Origin of the sequence: Vibrio pacinii DSM 19139, assembly GCF_000711795.1 — a bacterium.
GTDB classification, from domain to species: Bacteria; Pseudomonadota; Gammaproteobacteria; order Enterobacterales; family Vibrionaceae; genus Vibrio; species Vibrio pacinii.
The window spans coordinates 211,112-235,585 of sequence record NZ_JONH01000011.1 but is presented as its reverse complement, the minus strand read 5'-3'; the positions used below and the strand labels follow the sequence as shown (position 1 = coordinate 235,585).

Below are 24,474 nucleotides of genomic sequence, written 5' to 3'. Positions count from 1 at the left end.
TTAATGGATTAGTGGGTTTTATAGCTTTTGGGCGGCACTTTGTTAGGCTCTGGTGTTTGCTGGGCCTTCTCAAGCTGACGCCACATCAGTGCGCCATTGGTTTCAAACTCTTTTGCGGCGGCGCACACCATGTAGTAATCGCCTACTTGGATGACGGCCCCTTCAGAGTAGGCCTGATCTTGATAATAGCAGATGCGTTTAGTCATCTCACTGGCGTTAATCCCGATCACAGGCCTTGCTGGTGTGGTAATAATACTCGCCACTGATGGCTGAGCAATAAGACTCAGCAACGCGAAAAATATCGACTTCATAAGCTCTCTCCAAAGTTTGAACCAAACTTTCGCTCGTAGCGAGGTAACATACTTTCGTTGCCAAGCAGCCCACCTTGATGAACGTATATGATGGTTTTGTCTTGATTGTCTTTATACCATGATTGTAGACACTGCCACATCATAGGATCGTACAGTAAGTCGAACTCAACGTCAGTCTGTTGTAGAAGCTGTTGCCAGATGCGAAAGTCCTGCTGATAAAGTTTTCCAAAGTGGTGTTTGTAATCCAACTCAAGAATCTGTGGATAGTCGTTTTCGCCTAGCTGTTTAAATTGGGTCAATAAGTAGTCTGTGCCTCCAACGCAGGGGCAGGTGAGTACCTCAATTCCGTGCGGTTGCAGATACTTATGTAAGTATAAAGCGGTAGTCCCCGTACCTGCGGGTAGCGCGACAACAAAGGTTTGGTTTGATTCAAAGCGCGTCCAAGACAATATCTCGCTGGCTAACTGTTTCACGCCTTCTTCAGCCGCTGTAGACCGACCGCCTTCAGCAATAAATAAGCAGTGATTGTCAGGTTGACGTATTTGTTCAATATAGTCGAGCGGATGCAACTGGTGCGATGTGGTCGCGATCACCTTAGCGCCAAGTTCTAATGCGCCACGATAATTACCCAATGGCTTTTCACTGAGCCATTTAGGGATATGGTCGACATAAAACTCCAGTTGCCAGCCTTTTATCGCGGCCAAAGCCGCAAGAGAATAGAGTGAATTGGCTTGGGCGCTGCCATAGCTAATTAAGGTGTCAACCTCGGGGTAATCTTGCTGTAAAAACGCCATAAACTTACGTGCTTTGTTACCACAAAAATGGCTATGCAGCTGATCATCGCGTTTAACAAAAAATGTCATACCAGCGAATGTGTGCTGAGTCATTGGAGTATTCGACAGCTTCATACAATCAATCTAATCGGAATTGGGCGCCTATCTTAACGTGCTAAATCGTTCGCGCATCATTTTAGATCAAGTTTTCTTTTGCGAAATGGTGACAAGGGGGTGAATTACGCAGATAAAAAAAGCCCAGAGCAAATTGGCTCTGGGCATATACAAATAAACATAGGAGTTAATAAGAAAAAGCAGTGTAAATTAGTAGCTTCAGTAAGAAAACAAGTTTGACGGCCTGTAAACTTTGCGGGTTGTCCAAAACCCTTGAATGCTCTGCTAACTACACCTATTGAGACCGAGTGATTGGCAAACAGTTCCAATTAATTTCAAAAAAATTTATTTTCCACCAATTCAGCGAGTTAATTCCGTTTGTTGCCTGTCTGGTCGGACCAATGCGCAAAAGTGTGATGTTAACAACTTGTTGTCTTTGTGTTTCGAATGTATATTTCAAACAGTTGTTTAATACGAGTGATTGAAATGTCGGCGAGAAATTCAACCAAAGAGAAAATCCTAGATGTTGCAGAGGCCTTGTTTGCAGAGCACGGCTTCAAAGATACCTCTTTGCGCACAATTACCAGCAAAGCGGGCGTGAATTTAGCCTCGGTCAACTATCATTTTGGCGATAAGAAAACCTTAGTAAGAGCCGTGTTGAACCGCTATTTAGAGGCGTTCATGCCTCCTGTTCAAGATGCTTTAATTAACTTAAATCTCAACGATAGCTATCAAATGGCGGATGTCTTTGAGTCGTTGCGTGGCCCGCTGCGCAACCTAAACGATGTCAGACCAAACGGTACTAGCCGCTTTATGTTGCTAATCGGCCGAGGCTACACCGATGTACAAGGCCATCTGCGTTGGTTCATTACCACCCGCTATGCCGACACACTGGCCCTGTTTACTCAATCGGTGTTAAAAGCCAACCCAGAACTGACGCAAGAGGAGCTGTTTTGGCGCTTGCACTTTACGCTTGGGACGTGTGTCTTCACCATGGCATCAAGCCAGGCGCTACTTGAAATAGCAGAAAACGATTACGGCAAAGCGATGGATGCAAAATCTGTTGTTGACCAACTGATTCCATTTTTAGCAGCGGGTGTCGCTGCGAAATAATAAACCTCGACCTACAAAAATAACAACATTGAACCACCACAGAACAAAAGGATCTGATCATGGGCTCTCTAAGAACAAAATGGGTCAGCGACCCAGCTTTCAAACTGTTTAAAAAAGTACTACCGCCACTGTCTAGCACCGAAAAAGAGGCGATGGAAGCGGGTAGTGTGTGGTGGGATGGAGAGTTGTTCTCAGGAAAACCTGATTTTACCAAACTTCACCAATACCCAACCCCGTCACTGAGTGATGAAGAGCAGTCGTTCATCGACAACGAACTTGAGACTTTGCTCGATATGCTCGATGACCACAAAATTGTTAAGCAAGATCGCGACTTACCGAAAGAAGTATGGGACTTCTTGCGCAAAGAGCGTTTCTTCTCACTTATTATTTCTAAAGAATATGGTGGCCGTGAGTTTTCAGCACTAGCCAACTCAACCATCGTTTCACGCATTGCCACGCGCAGTATAAGTACCGCCGTTTCAGTCATGGTTCCGAACTCGTTAGGTCCGGGAGAGTTGCTGTCTCATTATGGTACCCAACAGCAAAAAGATTATTGGTTGCCACGTCTAGCAGACGGCACTGATATTCCGTGTTTCGCTCTGACTGGGCCGGAAGCTGGCTCAGATGCCGGTGGTATTCCTGATGAAGGGATCGTTTGTTACGGCAAACATGACGGAAAAGAAGTGTTGGGTGTGCGTCTGAATTGGAACAAACGCTACATTACCCTTGCGCCGGTTGCGACCGTGCTAGGCCTAGCATTTAAGATGTATGACCCAGAAGGGCTAATGGGTGATAAGAAAGATATCGGCATTACCTGTGCACTTATCCCAGCGGATCACAAAGGCGTTGAGATTGGTGAACGTCATGATCCATTAGGTCTTGCGTTTATGAACGGCCCGACTCGCGGCCAAGATGTTTTTATCCCGATGGAGTGGCTGATTGGCGGACAAGATTACGCCGGTAAAGGTTGGCGTATGCTGGTGGAGTGTCTGTCAGCGGGGCGCGGTATTTCACTGCCTGCACTCGGCTCGGCGATGGGTCATCTCACTGCACGTACAACGGGTGCCTACGCTTATGTTCGTAAGCAGTTCGGAATGTCGATTGGTAAATTTGAAGGGGTTGCCGAAGCGCTCGGTCGCATTGGTGGGTTAACCTATCTACTCGAAGCAACACGAACGCTGACGACGACCTCGCTCGATTTGAAAGAAAAACCAGGCATAGTGACAGCAATTGCTAAGTACCACATGACCGAAATGGCGCGAACCATCCTCAATGATTCAATGGATATTCATTCAGGTCGTGCGATTCAAGATGGCCCAATGAATTATCTAGCGGCGCCTTATTTAGGCATTCCGGTTGCCATTACGGTTGAAGGTGCCAACATCTTAACCCGTAACTTGATGATTTTTGGTCAAGGCGCAACACGTTGTCACCCTTATGTCTTAAAAGAGATGGAAGCGGCGGCCAATCCAGATGAAAAACAAGGTGCGAAAGAGTTCGATGAACTGCTCTTTAAGCACATCAAACATGCGATGGGCAATACGTTTGGCGCGTTTGGCGCAGCGCTAACTGGCTCGCGTTTTATTAAAGCGGAGATGAGCGGTCCTACTCAACATTACTATAAAGAGATGACCCGACTAAGCCGTTCTTTGGCGGTCAGTGCTGATATCGCAATGGCAACGCTAGGTGGCGATCTTAAACGTAAAGAGATGATCTCTGCACGCTTAGGTGATGTGTTGGCTTATTTATATATGTCATCTGCCGCGCTTAAGAAATACGAAGATGAAGGGCGTCAGCAACAAGACTTAGATTACGTTCATTACGCAGTTCAATACTGCTTATATAATGCTGCGCAATCACTAGAGCAGGCGTTTAACAACTACCCACAAAAAGCGGTAGGTCGCTTGTTGAAGGTGTTGATCTTCCCTCTTGGCAATCGTTACACCAAACCGAGTGATGATCTAACAGTCAAACTGGCGGATAGCTTAATGACGCCAGGAGCGCATCGTGATCGCTTAACTCATCTCTGTTATGTAGGTAAAGGTGATGATGACAGTGTTGGCCTGATGGAAAACGCTTTCCTTGCGATGTATAGCGTTAAGAGCCTAGAGCGAAAACTAATACGCGCAGCAAAAGAGGGTAAAATCGCTCGTAAAGGTTTACTTGCAGACCGATTGGCACAAGCACTTGAGGCGGATGTATTGACTCAAGAAGAAGTCGACAAAATTGTTGCGGCAGACCAATTGCGCTACAAAGCCATTCAAGTTGACCACTTTAGCCATGATTTCAGTGAAGTTCTCACCCATGATAAAAAAAAGCGCAAAGCTAAGTTGAACAGCGCCGCGTAAGCTGCAAAACGTGTTGAACAGTTCAAGGCACCGACTCAGGTGCCTTTATTTTTTGCGTAAACTCAAGCTATCGAGTGAAAGTGCTCCAACCACTTGCATTTTAGCGCTGTTTTGACAGAAATTAGATGCGATCCACTGGCGAACCTTTTATCCTAGCGGGGTTTTTTAAAGGAAGTTGAATATGATCATCAAACCTAGAATTCGTGGATTTATCTGTACCACAACGCATCCAGTGGGTTGTGAAGCTAACGTAAAAGAACAAATCGCTTACACTAAAGCGCAAGGTCCAATCAAGAATGCACCAAAACGTGTGCTAGTGGTTGGCGCATCAAGTGGCTACGGTCTATCTTCTCGTATCGCGGCTGCATTCGGCGGTGGTGCTTCAACTATCGGTGTGTTCTTTGAAAAAGAAGGCACAGAGAAAAAGCCCGGCACGGCAGGCTTTTACAATTCAGTGGCATTTGAAAAACTGGCTCGTGAAGAGGGCTTGTATGCCAAAAGCTTAAATGGTGACGCGTTTTCAAATGAAGCCAAGCAAAAGACCATTGATCTGATTAAACAAGATCTTGGCCAGATTGATATGGTGGTTTACTCGCTGGCATCTCCAGTACGTAAAATGCCAGAAACAGGTGAGCTAGTGCGTTCTGCACTAAAACCGATTGGTGAAACTTACACTTCGACAGCGGTTGACACCAATAAAGATGTAATCATTGAAGCGAGTGTTGAGCCTGCAACAGAAGAAGAGATCAAAGACACCATCACCGTCATGGGCGGCGAAGATTGGGAACTGTGGATCAACACACTTTCTGAAGCGGGTGTTCTTGCAGACGGTTGTAAAACCGTGGCATACAGCTACATCGGTACTGAGCTGACGTGGCCAATCTACTGGGACGGCGCACTGGGTCGTGCCAAAATGGACTTGGACCGCGCCGCATCAGCGCTAAACGAGAAGTTAGCCGCTAAAGGTGGCAGCGCAAATGTTGCAGTACTGAAGTCGGTTGTGACTCAAGCAAGCTCTGCGATTCCTGTTATGCCACTTTACATTGCGATGGTCTTCAAGAAGATGCGCGAAGAAGGGGTACACGAAGGGTGTATGGAGCAGATCTTCCGTATGTTTAGTCAGCGTCTATATAAAGAAGATGGCAGTGTACCTGAGGTGGATGATCACAATCGCCTGCGTCTTGATGATTGGGAACTGCGTGATGATATTCAGCAATATTGTCGTGAGCTATGGCCACAAATCACGACGGAAAACTTAAAAGAACTCACCGACTACGTTGAGTACAAAGAAGAATTCCTGAAATTATTTGGTTTTGGTATTGAAGGCGTCGATTACGATGCTGATGTTAATCCAGCAATTGAACACGACTTTATTACCATCTAATTGATGATGAAGTCTAAAAAAATCCGGTGCACTGACACCGGATTTTTTATTTATAATAATGGCAATCGAGCGTTGTCGTTTACTTAAACGTTGACCATATTGGGGCGTGATCTGACGGCTTTTCAATCCCGCGTAGCTCATAGTCAATATCCGACTCAATGCATTTAGCGGCCAGAGGTGGTGTTGCCAGCACGACATCGATACGCAGGCCGCGATTGTCATCAAAACCACGTGAACGATAATCAAACCACGAATAACGCTCACTTGCTTCGGGGTGAATGTGGCGGAAGGTATCGACAAACCCCCAATCTAGTAGCGTTTTTAGCCATTGACGTTCTTCTGGTTGGAATGAACATTTGCCTGTTTTGAGCCAACGCTTACGGTTTGGTTCGCCAATACCAATATCGCTGTCGAGTGGGCTAATGTTGATGTCTCCCATCACGATTAGTTGTTCATCGTTGCTGTGGTACTCGTTCAGGTAAGCCATCAAATCTTTGTAGAATTGGCGCTTATAAGGGTATTTTGTCTCGTGATTGATGTTATCACCTTGTGGAAAATACCCGTTTAGAACCGTGACTTTTTCACCATGCTCATCTTGCAACGTCACCATAATCATACGTTTCTGATGTTCATCGTTATCGCTCGGGAAGCCTTTTTGAACAGAGATCGGCTCTTGTTTACACAGCATAGCAACGCCGTAATGCGCTTTTTGACCATGAAAGTAAACCTTGTAACCCATCGCTTCGACTGCGTCGAGAGGGAAGGCTTCATCATGAACTTTGATTTCTTGTAAACCAATCACATCAGGCTGGTGCTTATCGATAATAGCTTGAAGTTGGTGAAGGCGAGCACGTAGGCCATTGATATTGAAAGAGATGAATTTCATCTAGATTCCTTTTTTACTGACGGTTCGTTTTTTAGCTGATGTCATACTAACATCAATTAATTAAGCGAGTGAAACTCGGCGTCAAGACAACGCTTTTGTTAACATTATTTAAACTTTCGATTGATAAATCGGCGAATTATGATGTAATTCACGATGTTATTTAGCTTTGATACAAAAGCCATCAACCACGTTTGCTAAAAGGATGTAGTATGCGAACCTTATCGGTGCAATGGAAAATTACCTTATTGGCAGGATTCTGTCTGCTCGTCACTTCTCTATCGTTAATTGGATTCTCTGTGTATAACGCAGTGACGAATCAGGATCAAATCAAAGCGCAAAGCGCTGAGTCAGTCAGTGACAAATCTGAGCAGATTGTGGAGACGCGGGCACTACTGAATGCGACCGAAGTGTCGGAATACTTGAATGAAGCGTTATATCGAGCCGAAATGTTGGCGTCGAGTGCGATGTTCCAAAAGACCCTCAGCGAAGAGAACTTTGGCGATAGCGAAACATTGCGAACTGCGCTTGATGAAATGGTCAGGCGAGCGGTAGTCGATTTTGATGCAATTCAAGGTGCCTATCTGGTGTTTAAGCCAGACTTGCTTGACTCAGAAGATAGCAACTATATAGATGCTGAATACGTTGGTTCAAATGAAATCGGTCGTTTTGCGCCATATTGGATGATTGCTCAAAACGGTGAGAATGTGGTTGCGAACGTTCTTTCTGAGGCAACCCTTACAGATAACTCTAACAGTGAGCGTTTCTTTTGTCCCATCGCTTCCGCAACCACTTGTATTACCTCGCCTCGTATTGTTAACCAAGATAACGGACGGTTTCTTGCAACTTCAATTTCAGTTCCGCTGTTGATCGATGATATTGCGATTGGCTTCTTTGGTATTGATTTACGCCTAGATAGTCTCGTCAATGTGGTCGCGAACTCGGATAAAGAACTTTTCTCGGGTAATGGTAGCGTTAATTTAATGAGCTTAAATGGGACGCTGATCGCGAGTGATTCGAGCAAGACTCAAGTTGGCCAGCCATTTGTTACTGATACGTTATCTAATCAACAACTGACCGATTTATTGTTTGGCCAAGAGGTCAGCACTCAGTGGAGTAAAGACGGTCAATGGTTGCAGGTGTTTGCCCCTATCGTGATTGCGAATCAGACTTGGGGGATATTATTTGATATGCCACGTGATAGTGTATTAGCTGACGCTCTCGCGCTGGATGCAACAATTAGCCAGCAGGTTGAATCGAGCATCGCGACTGAGCTATTGGCTGGAATAATCTTAGTCTTATTTGGCTTGGCGACAATTGCCGTGTCTGCATCAAGATTGGTTAAGCCAATTCGTCAGGTGGTGACTCGATTAGAAGATATCGCATCGGGAGAGGGCGATCTTACTCAGCGTCTAGACGTGTCATCACAAGATGAAATTGGTCAGCTAGCGCAAGGGTTTAATAAGTTCTTAGACAAACTGCAGTCGATCATTAGTGATGTCGTTGATACCACGTTACAGATTGGCACCACTTCACAACAGTCGACGATTGCGGCTCAGCAAACGCGAGCAAGTAGCGACTCTCAATTCAAAGAAGTGGATTTGGTTGCCACCGCGGCGGAAGAGATGACGCAAACCGCCAGTCTAGTGGTTCAGAATGCCGAAACCGCGGTGAATGCTGCGGAGCTGGCAAATGAAGCCGCGGGTAGTGGACAAAATGTGGTTGAGCAGTCGCAAACAGAAATGGCTCGCTTGGTTGAGCGCATGACCGCAGCAGTGCCGGTTGTTGAAGAGCTAGCGAATAATAACGCCAATATCACTGAGATTTTGTCAGTGATTGAGGGGATCTCTGAGCAAACCAATTTGCTTGCCCTCAATGCCGCGATAGAGGCTGCTAGGGCAGGTGAGCAAGGGCGAGGATTCGCGGTGGTGGCTGACGAAGTTCGTAACTTAGCCAGTCGAACACAAGACTCGGTTGGTGAGATTCGCCACGTTATTGAAAATGTGCAAAAAGGGACTCGAGATGTGGTGCAGGCGATTCAAGAGGGCAATGATTTAGCCAATGATTCAGCCAGTCATGTGAAAAGAGCCGCTGCAGAGCTCAATCATATTTTTGAAGCGATCGCCTCTATCAACGATATGAACTCACAAATTGTCAGAGCCGCTGAAGAGCAACAATCGGTTTCGGCGGAAGTCAATCAGAGCGTTAGTAACATCCGTGACCTTAGCGCGCAGATCCTTTCTCAAGCAGAAGAATCAGAAACGGTTAGCTCACAAATTGGCGCTTTATCCAATAAACAGCAGCAGTTAGTGAGTCAATTTAAAGTCTGATCGTTTACGTAACAAAAAAGGCGTTTCGAAATCATCGAAGCGCCTTTTTATTAAGATTTATTGTTTTGCTGGATCAGTTTCTCTTCCAGATCCGCGCTGACAATTTTTATTGCGGCCAAAGCGACCTGCGGGTCAACGTCATTACTTTCTAGTAAGTAGATAAGATCAACCGCGAGCTTTATTTCAGTCGGGGCATTTTCTAAGCCAGTATTGTTTGTTGTCATGGCTGATTCCTTTCTCGATAAGTGATCTGCTTTTCAATCTTTAATTTAGATTCTTGGCAACGTTTGAGTCTTTGCTCGGTGGCAAGTAACGATTGCTGCGCTTCTTGTTGCTGGAAAGGAGGCGCGTACTGCATCGCGAGTTCTTTATCCCTGACCATTTCTAATAGTCGACGTTCCCATTCTTGATGTTGCGACAGTTGCTGATACAGTTCATTGATCGGCTTTAGAAAATAGCTTTTGTGTTTCGGCTCGTGCTTACGAATGTTTGTTGTCGCAAGCTCGCGCTGGATGGCAGACACTTGAGCAAGTAACCGTTCCGTTAAATATTCAGCGCGCATTGGTGTCAGTTTTTTCGCATCTTCTTCACGCACAATACTGCTCAAGGTTGCTTGTGTTTCTTTAACACAGGGAACCAATAGTTTTGCTTTCGAGTGAAACAATCGTTCATCAAACAGCGGAAGATGGTGTTCACCACGCTGACGGTCAAGGGCAGCAGCGTCAATAGCGAGTCGTTCTAATGTCGATTGTAGTTGACGAATATTACTCATTGCAGAGACTCCCTTTACAGTGAAACAAACCAGGCTTCATAGGCAAGCTTGACGGCAAGAATACTCACGACAGTGACAAAAACCGGCCGAATAAACGTCGCGCCGAATCGTATTGCTGAATGAGCACCGACAAAGGCGCCAGCCATTAAACACACACCCATGGTTAAACCAAGTAGCCAGTCGATATGGCCGAGTAGCGCAAAGGTCACTAGTGATGTGAAATTGCTGGTAAAATTCATTGCTTTGGCTAAGCCTGATGCGAGCAAAATATTGAGCCGATAAAGCGCCATAGAACTGACCGTCCAGAATGCGCCAGTGCCAGGCCCAGCCACGCCATCATAAAATCCCAGCGACAAACCTTGGATATATTGCTTCTTATTTAGTGTCGGACACGGTTGAGGGGTGGCGTTATCGGTCGTATTTGGCGTTTTGTGCCAAATAGTATAAATAGCGGCCGCCAAGATAACCAATGGCAATATTTTTTCAAGCCACTCCGTTGCAATTAAATCGACCGCTAGGGTACCTAAAATCGCTCCAGTTAAGGTGGAGACAAAGGCGCGCTTCCAGCATCGTGGTTTAAACAGTCGTTTTCGGTAATAAGTGAGAGCGGCCGTTGATGAGGCAAAAGTAGCCGCAAGTTTATTGGTGCCAAGGGCAATGTGCGGTGGCAAACCTAACGATAGCAGTGCTGGGACCGTGAGCATGCCTCCTCCGCCAGCAACCGCATCGATAAAGCCTGCAGCAAACGCCACTAGTGCCAACACGACAAGTACGCTTGGCTCAAATAATTCCATATTTAATTCTTCTACTTATGTCTTCGGAGTGTTATTCAATCACGCGTTTAAAAGGTGGCAGAGAGTCAAGTAAAGCGCTGCCATAACGTTTGGTCACTAAGCGACGGTCGAGAATGATGACTTTACCAGAATCCCGTTCCTTACGCAGCAAACGACCTACCGACTGGATTAACTTTTTGCTCGCTTCCGGTACGCTGATTTGCATAAACGGGTTACCACCGCGACTTTCGATATACTCTGCATGAGCTTGTTCTACAGGGGATGTCGGAACCGCGAAAGGGATCTTGGTAATGATTAAGTTTTCGAGCAGCTCTCCCGGCAGATCTAATCCCTCTGAAAAACTCCCAGTACCGAAAAGTACGCTAGTCTTTTGACATTGAACCAAGGTTTTATGTTTTTTTAGTATTTCTGAGCGAGATTGTTGTCCCTGTACTTGAAGTGTCCAACCTTTTTTTTGCATAGGATTCGACAAGGCTTGCGCGACTTGATTCATCTGCCAATAGGAAGCGAATAAGACTAAGTTGGCTTTCTTATCTTCGATTAGATCAGGCAACGCCTCAATAAGATAATCAGTGAACTGGGGCATTTGGGGTTCACATTTAGTTTTGGGCAGGTGTAACTCTGCTTGAGCGGCATAATCGAACGGTGATGCAAGAGCTAAGAAGCGCACACCGTCATCCGCTTTTTCACTGATGCCAGCTTGGCGACAGAAAAAGCTAAATGAGTTTAAGGCGCGTAAAGTTGCAGAGGTAAGTACAGCGCCAACACAGCGGCTCCACAGTTGTTGATCGAGTTGCCAACCGACTTCTAATGGCGAAACGTTGACGGTGAAATCACCCTCACGTTCAGAGCTAACTTCCAACCAACGTGCCAGTGGGGCACCTTTTTCACGCATGGGCTCCGCCATTAATCGCCAAACCTGCGCAAGGTTATCCATACGCTGAATGTAGAATCCCAACTCGGCGAGCGCCGGTTCTGCAAGTCGGTTCGATAATTCGCCATCTTTTACACGCTCGGCAATAAGATCAGCAACTTTCGCCACCGCTTGAGCGCCTTTACTGGTTAACTTTTTGAGATCTTTCGCCTCTTCGTCAAGCCAACTCGGCAGTTCACCATTTTCAAATCGATAGATATTGTCGTTGAAATGAGTGGGATCAAAGCGTGTGGCGAGTTGAGATAACGAAGGAATCAGTTGCTGCACCGAATCTTGTAATTCATTGCGAAATCTCGCGACGCGCTTTTCCTCGGCCATATTGGCAAATTTACTCACCGACTGGTTGAGTCGTTCAAGCCAGCTGGCCGCACCTTTGAGGCTAGCAGAGGCTGACGAGTGGTCGCGCGCAACATGTGGAAGATGATGCGCTTCGTCAAATATATAGAAGGTGTTTTCTGGTTCAGGCAGAATCACGCCCCCACCTAAATCGGCATCGGCCATCACCAAACTGTGATTCGCAATAATGACGTCTGCTTTATCTATCTCGGCGCGCGCTTTTTGGAACGGACAATCACGGTGCGCAGGCATGCTGTTATTACAGCTATGTTTATCGCTCACAATGTTCTGCCAAATTTCATCTTTTATCGGTTTTGGCCAAGCGTCGCGGTCACCATCCCACTTACCCTGCGCAAGCGATTTGTACATGGTTTCGAGTTGTTCGATATCCTTCTTCTTCGGTTTGCTTTCAAACATAGCGAGCTGACCACCGTCAACGCCACTGACTGACGCCAACTTCTCAGCGCAGCAATAACGCTGGCGACCTTTGGCAAGCAAGAAAGAGAACTCAAAATCAGTCAACCTTCTATATAGAGGTAAATCTTTATTGATCAACTGCTCTTGCAAAGCGACCGTCGCGGTTGAAATGACGACTTTACGTTTGCTGAGCACGGCAACAGGAATCGTTGCCATTAAGTAAGAGATAGACTTACCAATTCCGGTGCCTGCTTCGGCAACGATAATACGGGTTGATTTGTGATACTCCCCGCATAATGTTTTGGCTATCTCTGCAACAAGATAATTCTGAGCTCGACGAGGTACAAAGTTATCGAGCTGAAATTGAAGGTTTTGATAACTAGCACGAATGGCTTGCTGGGCTTTACTGGTAATCATACGGTGGCCTAAATAACGAGTGCGGCATCATAGCACAGTTTGCTAAACACTACTTAGTTCACGAAATAGAATCCTTTATTGCCAAAGGTGGATCTTGTTCACAAAAAAAAACTGAACCTTCAGTTACTTACAATTAATTCTAAATATAAAAAATATATCACGCCACTGGTCATGATTTGCCGTTCAAATATGTTGTAATTATAATATATAACACTTTTTTTTGGTGTTTTATCCTGTTTTTGCGTTGTGCCGCATTTGGTTGAATAAGGTGGAAAATGACATGAAGTTGGTCGAAATTTACGCATGTAACAATGTAAGCTATTGTTTTTAAATGTTTTTATGTTTTTTTATGTTGTAATTTTAGAACATTTGACACGCAGGATAATCTTTTGCAATCTAGACCTCGAATTTAGTGGCGATGACATCCTACTCACAAGAAGTAAGAGTTATCATCAAAAAACATAAGGGAACCGGACAAGGAATTCCCATTCTATAGAAAAGGCAGTGGATTATTATGAAAAAGACTCTAGTAGCTCTAGCAGTACTTGCAGCAGGTTCAGCGCAAGCTGGTATCGAACTTTACAACCAAGACAAAGTGTCAGTTAGCGTTACAGGTGACATCGAAGTTGTTTACGTTAAAGACACAGCAGACGGTTCTGAGTTCACTCAAGAAATCCAAGATGCAGATTTTGGCTTTGACGTTCGTTACGCTGTAAATGACGCAGTTAGCTTTGGCGGTTACTGGGAATTTGATGGTGCATCTAGCGACGTAACTGACGGTAAAGATACTTACGCTCAAGTTGGTGATGCTTACATTGCATTCTACACAACTGAAGGCGGTACTATTAAGTTCGGTCGCACATGTGGCGCTCTAGATGACGCTGGTGTTGGTGCAGATTTCCAGTTCGGTGTAACGTCTTTCTTCAACAACGACAGCTCTTTCTGTGCTGACGAAATGATTCGTTACGACTACGACAACGGTTCTTTCTACGCGACTGTTGCTCTTGCTCAAGACCAGAAAAGTGCTGACCGCATGGGTAAAGATGGTGGTTACGTAGATGGTAAGATTGGTTACCGTGTATCTGGTTTCGACATTACAGCTTACTACGCTCAAGCTGATCTTAGTGCAAAAGGTGCTTCATCTGAGTGGCGTCTAATTACTGCTGATGATGTTACTAAGGGGCTAGACAACGGTAATACTGTTGGTTCATATGGTGATGCTCTTGTTAAAGGTCACGCTCAAACTGACGAAACTCTTTACGCTCTAGAACTACGTTTCAGCCAAGTTGAAAACCTAAATATTGAACTTGGTTACTACGGTGTTGAAATTGATGCTGCAGGTTCTGCGAAAGTTGATTCTTCTGCAATTGCACTTGGCCTAGACTACACAATCGACGCAGTGACTATCGCTGGTGGTTACAGCATCGGTGATAGCGATGTTAAAGCTCTAGAAGAAGACAACTGGTTTGTTAACGCAGGTTGGGGCTTCGCACCAAACACTACAGCTTACGTAGAAGTTGGTGGTACTGACGCAGACAACAGCGAAACTGGTGTTGCTGTAGGTGTTAAAGCTAGCTTCTAATTTGAACTGGCTAACATAAAGATTAGAAAGCCACCCTTATGGGTGGCTTTTTATTTTTAGCGTTATTAACGTAGATACATTTTTTGGATATTATCCGTTCCCAGGTTGTTAAAAAGGAAATATGAAGTGAACAAACTATCAACTTTAATGCTCGTGTTGCTATCATTGCCGCTTTCCGCGGCGGAGTTGACGTCGATGAAGGGTGTATCAGTACTTGCTGTAAATGGCCAAGAGGCTGAAAGCAAACTTGGTTCGAATCCGTTAAATGATGGGTTTAATCAGATTGTTGTTCGAATGGACAAGGAAGTAGGGCGTGGTAGCGGCAATAAAGTGTTTACCTCTAAACCTTATGTCATATCCTTCGATGTAACTGGTGATGTCGTTAAAATCAATCACCCGACCGCAAGAAGTATTGCGGAAGCCAAGAAAGCGTTTGCGGAATCTGAGCCGAAATGGATTCTAGAACAAGATGGTAAGGCGTTAGAGTTTTCTCAGCAAATGTTACCTGGCAAACAAGGGCTTTTTCCATACATGGATTTAGATGAGTTGGTGTTAGAGTATAATAACCACAATGGAATCTACTTTGATAACGGCCAATTAGTTGATAAGCCAGTAGAGGCGGTAGTAATCGCGACAACATCAGCGGTGGCAGTAAGCTCTTCAACTGTGAAGCCTACAATGACCGAGAACAAAGAAGTCGGTGAGTCCCACGTATCTTCGTCATCTTCAAATGTTGAGCAACTCAAAGCTTGGTATTTAAAATCTTCGACAGATGAGCGCAAAGCGTTCCGTCGTTGGATGATTGACCAAGAGTAATAGAGCGTATTAAAGAATTTTAAAAATCGGCTTCTTTTCGGAAGCCGATTTTGTATTTAGAGAAAGCATTTAGGTTTATTTAGCGCACTTTCTATTACGTTAACCAGTTTTTCAATATGCTCGGGTTGGCTAATATAGGGCGGCATTAAATAAATCAGCTTACCAAACGGTCGAATCCAAACACCTTGGTCAACAAAATGAGCTTGGATGGCTTCCATGTTGACTGGGGTCGTTGTTTCTACAACGCCGATTGCACCTAGCCAACGTACATCTTTAACCAATTGATATTTTTTGAGTTTAGGAAGCTGTTGTGAAAATAGCTGTTCGATTTGTTTGGTTTGTTGTTGCCACTTACCTTGTTCTAGTAACGCCATACTTGCGGCGGCAACAGCGCAGGCCAGTGGATTTCCCATAAATGTTGGGCCGTGCATAAAGCAGCCCGCTTCACCACCACAGACCGTATTTGCCACTTCACTGCTGGTTAACGTTGCCGACAAGGTCATGTAGCCGCCCGTCAGCGCTTTACCCACACACAAAATATCTGGTTCTATCTGAGCATGTTCACAAGCAAACATTTTACCAGTGCGGCCAAATCCTGTTGCGATTTCGTCAAGGATCAACAATACGTTAAATTCATCGCAAAGTTGACGCACACGTTTTAGAAATTGAGGGTGGTAGATCCTCATCCCTCCGGCTCCTTGAACAATCGGTTCTAGAATTACAGCCGCAATGTCGCGATGATGCTCTGCTATCTTATGCTCGAAGTCCTCAATATCTTTCTCGCTCCACTCTTGCCAGAAACTCGTTTGGGGAGAGCGTGCGAAAATGTGTTCCGGTAAGAAGCCTTTGTACAGTGAATGCATTGAGTTGTCGGGATCGGTGACCGACATGGCAGCAAAGGTGTCACCGTGATAGCCATCTCGTAAAGTTAGAAATTTTGGTCGAGATTCGCCTTTGGCATGCCAGTATTGCAGGGCCATTTTTAAGCTCACCTCGACCGCCACGGATCCAGAATCTGCAAGGAATACATGTTGCAAGCTCCCTGGAGTGAGTCCAATCAGCTTTTTACATAGATCAATCGCAGGTTGGTGAGTAATACCGCCGAACATCACGTGAGACATAGCGTCTATTTGTTGATGAGCGGCTTGGTTTAAGTGTGGGTGATTGTAGCCATGAATTGCTGACCACCATGACGACATGCCGTCTATCAGTTCTCTGCCATCCTCTAACTTAAGAAAAACACCTTGGGCTGAAGTGATTGGATAGCAGGTCAGAGGTGTTAAGGTCGAAGTATAAGGATGCCAGATATGACGGCGATCGAAGTCGAGATCCATGATAAATCCTAAATTACTTGTGGTTAATTAATGACCACTTGTCAATGTTGGTGTTTTTGATTTGTTGACAGTTTACATCTCGGCGGTAGACTAGCCAAGCAGTCAAACTAACAATAATCAAAGGAAGACAAGTGGAAGTTCGTCACAACTGGACCGTTGAGCAAGTTCGAGCGCTTATGGACAAGCCTTTTATGGATCTGCTTTTTGAAGCGCAGCAAGTTCATCGTCATTATCAGCAGCATAATCACGTACAAGTCAGCACCTTATTGTCGATAAAAACCGGCGCGTGTCCGGAAGATTGCAAGTATTGTCCTCAAAGCGCACGATATACCACAGATATTGAGAAAGAGCGTCTGATGGAGGTTGAGCGGGTTCTGGATGCCGCACAAAAAGCGAAGCAAGCAGGATCAACGCGTTTTTGTATGGGCGCCGCGTGGAAAAATCCTAAACAGCGAGACATGCCACATCTGACCGAAATGATCAAAGGGGTCAAACAGATGGGCCTCGAAACCTGTATGACGCTCGGTATGCTAACGCCGCAGCAAGCGCAAGATCTCTCACAAGCTGGGTTAGATTACTACAACCATAACCTGGATACCTCACCTGAATTTTACGGCAATATTATTACCACCCGAACCTACCAAGATAGGCTTGATACCTTATCTCATGTACGTGATGCCGGTATGAAAGTTTGCTCTGGTGGAATAATTGGTATGGGTGAAAGCAGCAGCGATCGCGCTGGGCTATTGGTAGAGCTTGCGAACTTGCCAACTCACCCTGAAAGTGTGCCGATCAACATGTTAGTCAAAGTTAAAGGCACACCATTAGAAAAGGTCGAGGATGTTGAGCCATTCGATTTTATACGTTTGATTGCGATTGCCCGCATTATGATGCCCAAGTCAGCAGTGCGCCTTTCTGCTGGCCGTGAACAGATGAATGAGCAAATGCAAACACTCTGTTTTATGGCAGGGGCCAATTCGGTGTTTTATGGTTGTAAGCTATTAACCACACCTAATCCTTCTGAGGACAAAGATTTGCAGCTATTTAACAAGCTAGGAATTAATCGTCAGTCAGTATCGCAAAAACCCGATGAGATAGAAGAAAACGAGTTGCTTGAACGTGTTGTGGAACGTGTCGCAGCAAGACCAACTAAGGATGATTTGTTCTACGATGTCGGCGCTTAATCAACGAATAGAGCGCGCATTATCTCAAAGGCAACATCAAGGGCTAGAGCGTAAGATCGGCTGTGTAGAGGGCGGTAACTCACGGCAGTTGTCACAAGCTAATAGAGAATATCTCAATTTTTCCAATAACGATTATCTCGGTTTGGCAAGCGATAAGCAGTTAACTCAAGCTTGGCAGCAAGGGCTCGATAAATATGGTAATGGCAGCGGAGCTTCTCCATTGGTGACGGGGGTTTGCTCCGCTCATCAAGCACTAGAAGAAACACTGTGTCAGTGGTTGGGTTTTGAGCGCGCGGTTTTATTTTGCTCAGGGTTTTCGGCCAATCAAGCACTACTATTCACACTGTTAGAAAAACACGACTTGTTACTGCAAGATAGGCTCAATCATGCCTCTTTGCTTGAAGCTGGGGTGTTGTCGCCTGCGACAATGCGGCGCTTTCGTCATAATGATGTTGAGCACCTTAAACAGTTACTGAAACCTAACTCCTTGGTGGTGACTGAGGGGGTGTTTAGCATGGATGGTGACCTTTCTCCCTTAGCTGACATTTCTCTTGCTACTCAACCACACTCTTGGCTAGCTGTTGATGATGCACACGGCATTGGTGTGTTGGGAAAAGAAGGTGCTGGTAGCTGCGCTCAAGCTGGAATAAAGCCCGATATCTTGGTCGTTACTTTTGGTAAAGCTTTTGGACTGTCTGGAGCTGCGATCATGTGTAGCAAGTCTGTGGGGGACTATTTAGCCCAATTTGCACGTCATCATGTCTATTCAACAGCAATGCCACCAGCTCAAGCTTATGCCCTGCAAACCGCGGCTCTCATGATACAACAGCAAGATTGGCGGCGAGAAAAGTTACTAGAGCTGTCGCATTATTACGATCAGCAACTCGCTAATGTTGCCGGATATCGTTATACGCCAACCGCGATCAAACCTTTCATTATTGGTGATGCCGATAGCGCGGTTCAATGTTCAGCGCAACTTAAGCAAAAGGGGCTTTGGGTAAGTGCGATTCGCCCCCCCACGGTCGTTAAGGGTAGTGCGCGCTTAAGGGTGACGATAACCGCCGCGCATAACCAACAAGATATCTTGCTGTTAACTGAGCAGCTAAAGCGCATCGGTAAGGAGAGTGACTAATGGAAACGGCGCTATTAATAGAGTTGTCACCGCACAGCGATAAAACCCCAATTGCAGAAGCCTTTAGTCGCGCTGCAAAAACGTATGACCAGCACGCCGCTTTTCAACGCGATGTTGGCGAGCGTCTACTTGAGTATTTACCCCTCGACTTGAGTCATAAGACGGTCATCGATTTAGGTTGTGGAACGGGATATTTTTCGCAAGAGCTGCTTAAACGCGGCGCTAAAGTTATCTGTTGTGATTTGTCTGGGCAAATGTTGGCGAGCGCAAAGCAGCGTTGTGGTGATGATGGCGTGAGCTATCTACAAGCAGATGCGGAATCTCTGCCATTGACTGATAATAGTGTTGATTTGGTCTTTTCCAGTCTTGCCCTGCAATGGTGTGAGGATCTGTCGCTGCCATTGCGGGAAGTTTCTAGGGTGACAAAACCAGGGGGACAAGCGTACATTTCTACTTTGCTTGAGGGCTCACTATGTGAACTCAAACAGGCTTGGGGAAAAATTGATTCACATCAACACGTCAATGACTTTGCCTCTATCAATCAGATAAAAGTTGCGTTAGCGCAATCTGGGTGTACTACCCATCAACTAGACTTACCCGCTATTACCGTTTGGTACAACTCAGCGTTTGCATTGATGCGCGATCTAAAAGGCATTGGTGCCACCTATGTTCATGGTCGTGCGCAAGGGCTAACCAGTCGACGTTCATTATTGGGTGTTGAACGTGAGTACCAAGTTTTTCGAAACCGTCAAGGTCTTCTACCTGCAACATATCAGGTTTGTTTAGGGGTTATACATCTATGATAGATGCATTTTTTATTGCGGGTACGGATACCGATGTTGGAAAAACAGTCGCTTCAAAGGCGATTCTTAATGCTTTAGCTCAGCAAGGACTGCGCACAATTGGCTATAAACCTGTTGCGGCAGGAAGTGATGAAACAGAGCTGGGCTTTCGTAACTCTGATGCGCTTTATTTGCAAAATGCGGCGACCGTTGACGTCGACTACGATGATGTCAACCCATACGCACTAGCGCTGCCAGCTTCGCCGCATATTGCTGCTAAGCGTGAAGGTATCAGCATTGATTACACGCGGCTGAGTGACAAGTTGGCTCAGCACAAGCGTAATTCAGACATTGTGCTTGTTGAGGGGGCCGGGGGATGGCGTGTACCCGTCTCTGACACCGAGTGTTTATCAAGTTGGGTGCAACAAGAACAACTGCCAGTAGTGTTAGTGGTGGGAATAAAGCTCGGCTGTTTAAGTCATGCGCTATTAACGTTAGATGCCATTAAAGCCGATGGGTTGTCTGTGGTTGGGTGGGTGGCAAACCGAATCAATCCAGGCACCGAGCACTACGCGGAAATCATCGCTATGTTAGAACATAAGATTGATGCGCCGAAAATTGGCGAGATTCCTTATGTACCGAGTGTTAAGCGCAAGGATTTGGCAAAATACATTGATGTGACACCACTTATCAAATAATCCTGTTTATTACACATGCAAAGGGCTGCCAAAATCTGGCAGCCCTTTTTTGTTTGTGTTGAGGTGGGCTATCGCTCTTGACTCAACCCCATCAACGCTTGTTGAGTTTCTGCTATACGCTGTTGAGTTGTATTGTCGGCAGAAATACCAAGTTGTTGCTTCGCTTCTTCTTCAGAAATACCGAGATGACAGCGCAACAGATCAATTGCCATTTGATAGTCGTTAGTTTCAACCATGATTTTGTTCCTTATCCCTTGGAATTTCTCATCTAGCCCAAATTTAGCAGCTTTGGTGTGACTGGCAATACGACCAAAGTCTAACGATAAGTGGTTTAAGTTTAGCCAACACGAATGAAGCTCAATGGTACTTATAGGTAAAAGAAACACATCTTATTGAACTAACTAGAAAACAAATGTTTCAATTTACTGCTTAACCTTGTAAATAAAGGGAATACACTATATCTATAAATAAACGTCAAACCTAAGCGATCTTGCTTGGGCAGTTAAATACTTGCGTATTTGGAGAAAAAGTAAATGAAGCGAGTTATGTTATTTTTGGCAACAAACCTAGCGGTTGTGCTGGTACTGAGTGTTGTCCTAAATATTGTATACGCAATGACAGGTATGCAGCCGGGAAGTTTGTCTGGGTTACTTGTGATGGCAGCCGTGTTTGGTTTTGGTGGCTCGTTCATCTCGTTAATGATGTCTAAGGGTATGGCGCTGCGCTCTGTGGGTGCAAGAGTGATTGAGAGCCCACGCAATGAAACCGAACATTGGCTATTGCATACGGTTCGTCGTCAGTCAGAACAAGTCGGGATTGGCATGCCAACGGTTGCTATTTATGACTCGGCGGATATCAACGCTTTCGCCACTGGTGCCAAGCGTGATGACTCGTTGGTGGCTGTCTCGACGGGATTACTGCATAACATGACCCGAGACGAGGCAGAAGCGGTATTAGCCCATGAAGTGAGCCATATTGCCAATGGTGACATGGTCACCATGACGCTGATGCAAGGGGTAGTAAATACCTTTGTCATCTTCTTATCTCGTTTTATCGCCAATATTGTGGCCTCGAACGATAATGAAGAAGAAGGCGGTAGCAACATGATGGTCTACTTTGGCGTCAGTATGGTGCTCGAACTCGTCTTTGGCTTCTTAGCAAGTTTCATCACGATGTGGTACAGCCGCCATCGTGAGTTTCATGCCGATGCAGGCGCGGCACAACTGGTTGGTAAGCATAAGATGATTGCGGCACTTGAGCGTTTGAAAATGAGTCATGAATCTCAACTCGAGGGATCTATGATGGCCTTTGGTATCAATGGTAAGCGCTCAATGACTGAACTACTGATGAGTCACCCACCATTAGATAAACGTATTAACGCACTACGCAATTCGTAATCTTATCGTCTAATATATTGAAAAGGCTTGGTTTATAACCAAGCCTTTTTTGATCTGTTTTAAAGTTCTCAACGTACAAAAATCACAAAAGTTATACAAAAAAATATTTGTACAACTTTTAAAAGTCATCTATGGTTTATTGGTTGTACAAAAAAAATGTCTGTACAACCTTGTAAGGAGAGCGTGAATGGATGTTCAAACGGTGAGTCAAGTTTATCAGCAGCTTAACAAATCGAACCTGCATTTATTATCAGACGTTTATCACCAAGAGGTGGTATTTGAAGACGCAGCACATCGTTTGGAAGGTTGGCATGCATTAGAACGTTACTTCGACGCTTTATACACCAACGTCAAGCGCTGTGACTTTGATGTTATTGAGCATCAGCAAAGTGGCGACAACGGTTTTATTACTTGGCAGATGGCGTTGGAGCATCCAAAACTGTCGAAAGGGGCGGTGATCAAAGTCAACGGCGTCAGTCATCTAAAGTTTCATCAAGGCCGAGTCATTTACCACCGTGACTATTTCGACCTTGGCGAAATGTTATATGAACATTTACCGGTTCTCGGTTCGGTGATTAAGACAATCAAACAGAGGCTAGGGCAATGAATAGCGTACTTATCACTGGGGCAACATCCGGGATCGGTCGGCAGTTAGCCGAAGATTACGCTAAACAGGGCACACACGTTATTGCGTGTGGTCGCAACACCGATGTGCTCAATGAACTCACTCAAAAGTTCGCCTGTGTAAGCGCGTTAGCGTTCGATTTGACGGATTTAGAACAGTCAAAGCAGGCGCTGAGCGGACTGGAAAACGTACCAGATTTATGGATATTCAATGCAGGTGATTGCGAGTATATCGATGATGGGCAAATTGACGCTGCGTTATTCAAACGTGTCATGGACATCAATGTGCTCGGCTTAACCAATGCCATCTCAGCGTGCCAAGATCAGTTTAAGAAAGGACATCGCTTAGCCATTGTGGGGTCGATAGCCAGTGAAGTGGCCTTGCCGCGGGCTGAAGCTTATGGTGCATCAAAAGCTGCGGTCAGCTATTTAGCGCGTGCGTTGCAAGTTGATTTGAAACCGCGTGGTATTAACGTGTCGATAATCTTTCCCGGTTTTGTTCAAACACCGCTAACTGAAAAAAATACGTTTGAGATGCCGATGCTGATCACCACCGAACAGGCCTCACAAGCCATTCGCACAGGGTTAGCTAAAGGGAAATCGCATATCTACTTCCCCAAACGATTTACACTTATTCTGCGTTTGATTGGTGCTTTACCTTACCGTTGGCAAAATGCACTAACGACAAAATTACTCGCTCAAGGTTAGGATTTACTCGATGAAAATAGCAATTATAGGAACAGGAATTTCTGGCTTGACGTGTGGCTATTATCTGCATAAGCAGCACGATGTTACTCTTTTTGAAGCCAATAACTACATCGGTGGACATACTGCCACCGTTGATATTGACCTTGATGGCACCCAATACGCCGTTGATACGGGCTTCATTGTCTACAATGACAGAACCTATCCTAATTTTATTGCCTTGATGAAGGAAATTGGGGTAGAAGGCATCCCGAGTCAGATGAGTTTTAGCGTTCGTAATGATGCTAACGGCCTTGAGTACAATGGACATACGATCAGTACATTGTTTGCGCAGAAACGTAACTGGATAAATCCCAAGTTTTACTCGTTTATTTTCGAGATATTACGCTTTAACCGTATGGTTAAAGAGATCGCCAATCAGAAACAGCAAAGCGAGAAAACGCTCGGCGACTTCTTGCAAGAACACCGTTTTAGTGACTTTTTCTGCGATAACTACATTTTGCCAATGGGCGCGGCGATCTGGTCTTCAACTTTGGCAGACATGCGTGCTTTCCCGCTGCCATTCTTTGCTCGCTTCTTTCTCAATCATGGGCTGCTTGACGTCACCAACCGTCCACAGTGGTATGTGATTAAAGGCGGTTCAAGAGAGTATATTAAACCGTTAACTCAAGGTTTCTCTGAGCGTATACGCCTCAATAGCGCCGTGGAAGCCGTGGTTCGTGATGCTGCGGGGGTGACACTGCATGTTAATGGTCAGTCTGAACGCTTTGATCAAGTGATCTTTGCTTGTCATAGCGACCAAGCTAAACAATTGTTAACCGATGCAGGGGCAATAGAGCAGCAAATCCTCGGCAATTTGGCTTACCAGGCGAATGAGGTCATCCTACACACCGACGACAGCTTGCTACCCAAACGTAAAGCGGCGTGGGCGGCATGGAACTATTGGCTTGAGGGAAGCGATGACGAGCAATCGCGCGCGCCAACCTTGACCTATAATATGAATATATTGCAACACATCGACGCACCACAAACCTTCTGCGTGTCATTAAACAGTCGTGAACAGGTTAATGCCGACAAAGTGTTGCGTAGCTTTGTCTACCACCATCCTGTGTTTAATCGCGAGTCAATTGAAGCGCAAGCAAGACGCGATGAAATTAATGGTATGTCACGAACTTGGTTCTGCGGCGCCTACTGGTATAACGGTTTTCATGAAGACGGTGTACGCAGTGCATTAGATGTCGTGCGCGGTATTGAGCTGGTGCAAAGTGAGCTTAACACGCAGGGAGCGGCTTAA

Annotated in this window: 23 protein-coding genes; 14 read left to right on the top strand and 9 right to left on the bottom strand. The window is 45.4% G+C overall.

Annotated elements, in window-relative coordinates:
* Positions 1-8 precede the first annotated feature (8 nt).
* Together BS19_RS08190 and BS19_RS08185 are read right to left on the bottom strand one after the other, a co-directional pair.
* Entirely contained in the window at positions 9-311 is a 303-nt protein-coding gene (locus tag BS19_RS08190) for a DUF1496 domain-containing protein (protein ID WP_038174547.1), read from the bottom strand.
* The gene (locus tag BS19_RS08185) at positions 308-1,219 is read right to left on the bottom strand and encodes a 1-aminocyclopropane-1-carboxylate deaminase/D-cysteine desulfhydrase (protein ID WP_038174546.1); all 912 of its coding nucleotides are present in this window, start codon (positions 1,217-1,219) and stop codon (positions 308-310) included. Before BS19_RS08185 ends, BS19_RS08190 begins: the two co-directional genes overlap by 4 nt.
* A gap of 456 nt (positions 1,220-1,675) precedes the next feature.
* Between BS19_RS08185 and psrA the strand changes: the two genes are divergently transcribed.
* The 3 genes from psrA to fabV all read left to right on the top strand — a co-directional run bounded on the left by psrA (position 1,676) and on the right by fabV (position 6,043).
* The gene (gene psrA, locus BS19_RS08180; protein ID WP_211252993.1) at positions 1,676-2,311 is read left to right on the top strand and encodes a TetR family transcriptional repressor PsrA; all 636 of its coding nucleotides are present in this window, start codon (positions 1,676-1,678) and stop codon (positions 2,309-2,311) included.
* 59 nt (positions 2,312-2,370) lie between these two features.
* The gene (locus BS19_RS08175; protein WP_038174543.1) at positions 2,371-4,659 is read left to right on the top strand and encodes an acyl-CoA dehydrogenase; all 2,289 of its coding nucleotides are present in this window, start codon (positions 2,371-2,373) and stop codon (positions 4,657-4,659) included.
* A 181-nt stretch (positions 4,660-4,840) separates the two neighbouring features.
* Positions 4,841-6,043 carry an enoyl-ACP reductase FabV gene (gene fabV / locus BS19_RS08170; protein ID WP_038174542.1) on the top strand — a complete coding sequence of 401 codons (1,203 nt, stop codon included), beginning with the start codon at positions 4,841-4,843 and terminating at the stop codon, positions 6,041-6,043.
* A 79-nt stretch (positions 6,044-6,122) separates the two neighbouring features.
* On the opposite strand, the gene xthA is transcribed toward fabV, so the two are convergent.
* Positions 6,123-6,929: an exodeoxyribonuclease III gene (xthA, locus tag BS19_RS08165; protein WP_038174541.1), complete on the bottom strand. Its 807-nt coding sequence runs from the start codon at positions 6,927-6,929 to the stop codon at positions 6,123-6,125.
* Positions 6,930-7,138: 209 nt separating this feature from the next.
* Between xthA and BS19_RS08160 the strand changes: the two genes are divergently transcribed.
* Positions 7,139-9,256 (top strand): methyl-accepting chemotaxis protein, encoded by a 2,118-nt coding sequence (locus BS19_RS08160; protein ID WP_038174540.1) that lies wholly within the window; start codon positions 7,139-7,141, stop codon positions 9,254-9,256.
* A 50-nt stretch (positions 9,257-9,306) separates the two neighbouring features.
* Here BS19_RS08160 and rsmS read toward each other — a convergent pair whose 3' ends face one another.
* Genes rsmS through dinG form a run of 4 tightly spaced genes read right to left on the bottom strand, consistent with a single transcriptional unit; the run spans position 9,307 to position 12,926 of the window.
* Positions 9,307-9,480 carry a pleiotropic regulatory protein RsmS gene (gene rsmS / locus BS19_RS08155; RefSeq protein ID WP_038174539.1) on the bottom strand — a complete coding sequence of 58 codons (174 nt, stop codon included), beginning with the start codon at positions 9,478-9,480 and terminating at the stop codon, positions 9,307-9,309.
* Positions 9,477-10,028: a primosomal replication protein gene (locus tag BS19_RS08150; protein WP_038174538.1), complete on the bottom strand. Its 552-nt coding sequence runs from the start codon at positions 10,026-10,028 to the stop codon at positions 9,477-9,479. The genes rsmS and BS19_RS08150 overlap by 4 nt, the downstream gene beginning before the upstream one ends.
* 14 nt (positions 10,029-10,042) lie before the next feature.
* On the bottom strand, positions 10,043-10,822 hold the full coding sequence (locus tag BS19_RS08145) for a sulfite exporter TauE/SafE family protein (RefSeq protein ID WP_038174537.1): 780 nt from the start codon (positions 10,820-10,822) through the stop codon (positions 10,043-10,045).
* 31 nt (positions 10,823-10,853) lie between these two features.
* Positions 10,854-12,926: an ATP-dependent DNA helicase DinG gene (dinG, locus tag BS19_RS08140; RefSeq protein WP_038174535.1), complete on the bottom strand. Its 2,073-nt coding sequence runs from the start codon at positions 12,924-12,926 to the stop codon at positions 10,854-10,856.
* Positions 12,927-13,440: 514 nt separating this feature from the next.
* Between dinG and BS19_RS08135 the strand changes: the two genes are divergently transcribed.
* Together BS19_RS08135 and BS19_RS08130 are read left to right on the top strand one after the other, a co-directional pair.
* The gene (locus tag BS19_RS08135) at positions 13,441-14,508 is read left to right on the top strand and encodes a porin (protein WP_038174534.1); all 1,068 of its coding nucleotides are present in this window, start codon (positions 13,441-13,443) and stop codon (positions 14,506-14,508) included.
* Between the two features lie 126 nt (positions 14,509-14,634).
* Positions 14,635-15,324 carry a DUF2057 family protein gene (locus BS19_RS08130; protein WP_342665218.1) on the top strand — a complete coding sequence of 230 codons (690 nt, stop codon included), beginning with the start codon at positions 14,635-14,637 and terminating at the stop codon, positions 15,322-15,324.
* Positions 15,325-15,380: 56 nt separating this feature from the next.
* On the opposite strand, the gene bioA is transcribed toward BS19_RS08130, so the two are convergent.
* Positions 15,381-16,658 carry an adenosylmethionine--8-amino-7-oxononanoate transaminase gene (gene bioA / locus BS19_RS08125; protein WP_038174533.1) on the bottom strand — a complete coding sequence of 426 codons (1,278 nt, stop codon included), beginning with the start codon at positions 16,656-16,658 and terminating at the stop codon, positions 15,381-15,383.
* A 131-nt stretch (positions 16,659-16,789) separates the two neighbouring features.
* Between bioA and bioB the strand changes: the two genes are divergently transcribed.
* From bioB to bioD, 4 genes are read left to right on the top strand one after another with little or no spacing between them, the layout of a single operon-like run.
* Positions 16,790-17,842: a biotin synthase BioB gene (bioB, locus tag BS19_RS08120; RefSeq protein WP_038174531.1), complete on the top strand. Its 1,053-nt coding sequence runs from the start codon at positions 16,790-16,792 to the stop codon at positions 17,840-17,842.
* Positions 17,829-18,974, top strand: coding sequence for an 8-amino-7-oxononanoate synthase (bioF, locus tag BS19_RS08115; protein ID WP_038174529.1), 1,146 nt, complete (start codon positions 17,829-17,831; stop codon positions 18,972-18,974). Before bioB ends, bioF begins: the two co-directional genes overlap by 14 nt.
* Complete coding sequence (bioC, locus tag BS19_RS08110) at positions 18,974-19,777, top strand: malonyl-ACP O-methyltransferase BioC (protein ID WP_038174528.1); 804 nt, start codon at positions 18,974-18,976, stop codon at positions 19,775-19,777. The genes bioF and bioC overlap by 1 nt, the downstream gene beginning before the upstream one ends.
* On the top strand, positions 19,774-20,454 hold the full coding sequence (bioD, locus tag BS19_RS08105; protein WP_038174527.1) for a dethiobiotin synthase: 681 nt from the start codon (positions 19,774-19,776) through the stop codon (positions 20,452-20,454). The genes bioC and bioD overlap by 4 nt, the downstream gene beginning before the upstream one ends.
* Positions 20,455-20,522: 68 nt before the next feature.
* Here the strand turns inward: bioD and BS19_RS20175 are convergent, their stop codons facing one another.
* Positions 20,523-20,690, bottom strand: a complete 168-nt coding sequence (locus BS19_RS20175; RefSeq protein WP_157631152.1) for a hypothetical protein — start codon at positions 20,688-20,690, stop codon at positions 20,523-20,525.
* Between the two features lie 297 nt (positions 20,691-20,987).
* On the opposite strand from BS19_RS20175, the gene htpX reads away from it, so the two are divergent.
* The 4 genes from htpX to BS19_RS08085 all read left to right on the top strand — a co-directional run bounded on the left by htpX (position 20,988) and on the right by BS19_RS08085 (position 24,474).
* Positions 20,988-21,851 carry a protease HtpX gene (htpX, locus tag BS19_RS08100; protein WP_038174524.1) on the top strand — a complete coding sequence of 288 codons (864 nt, stop codon included), beginning with the start codon at positions 20,988-20,990 and terminating at the stop codon, positions 21,849-21,851.
* Between the two features lie 187 nt (positions 21,852-22,038).
* Positions 22,039-22,458: a nuclear transport factor 2 family protein gene (locus tag BS19_RS08095; protein WP_038174523.1), complete on the top strand. Its 420-nt coding sequence runs from the start codon at positions 22,039-22,041 to the stop codon at positions 22,456-22,458.
* The gene (locus BS19_RS08090; protein WP_038174522.1) at positions 22,455-23,183 is read left to right on the top strand and encodes an SDR family oxidoreductase; all 729 of its coding nucleotides are present in this window, start codon (positions 22,455-22,457) and stop codon (positions 23,181-23,183) included. The genes BS19_RS08095 and BS19_RS08090 overlap by 4 nt, the downstream gene beginning before the upstream one ends.
* Positions 23,184-23,193: 10 nt before the next feature.
* Positions 23,194-24,474, top strand: a complete 1,281-nt coding sequence (locus tag BS19_RS08085; protein ID WP_038174521.1) for an NAD(P)/FAD-dependent oxidoreductase — start codon at positions 23,194-23,196, stop codon at positions 24,472-24,474.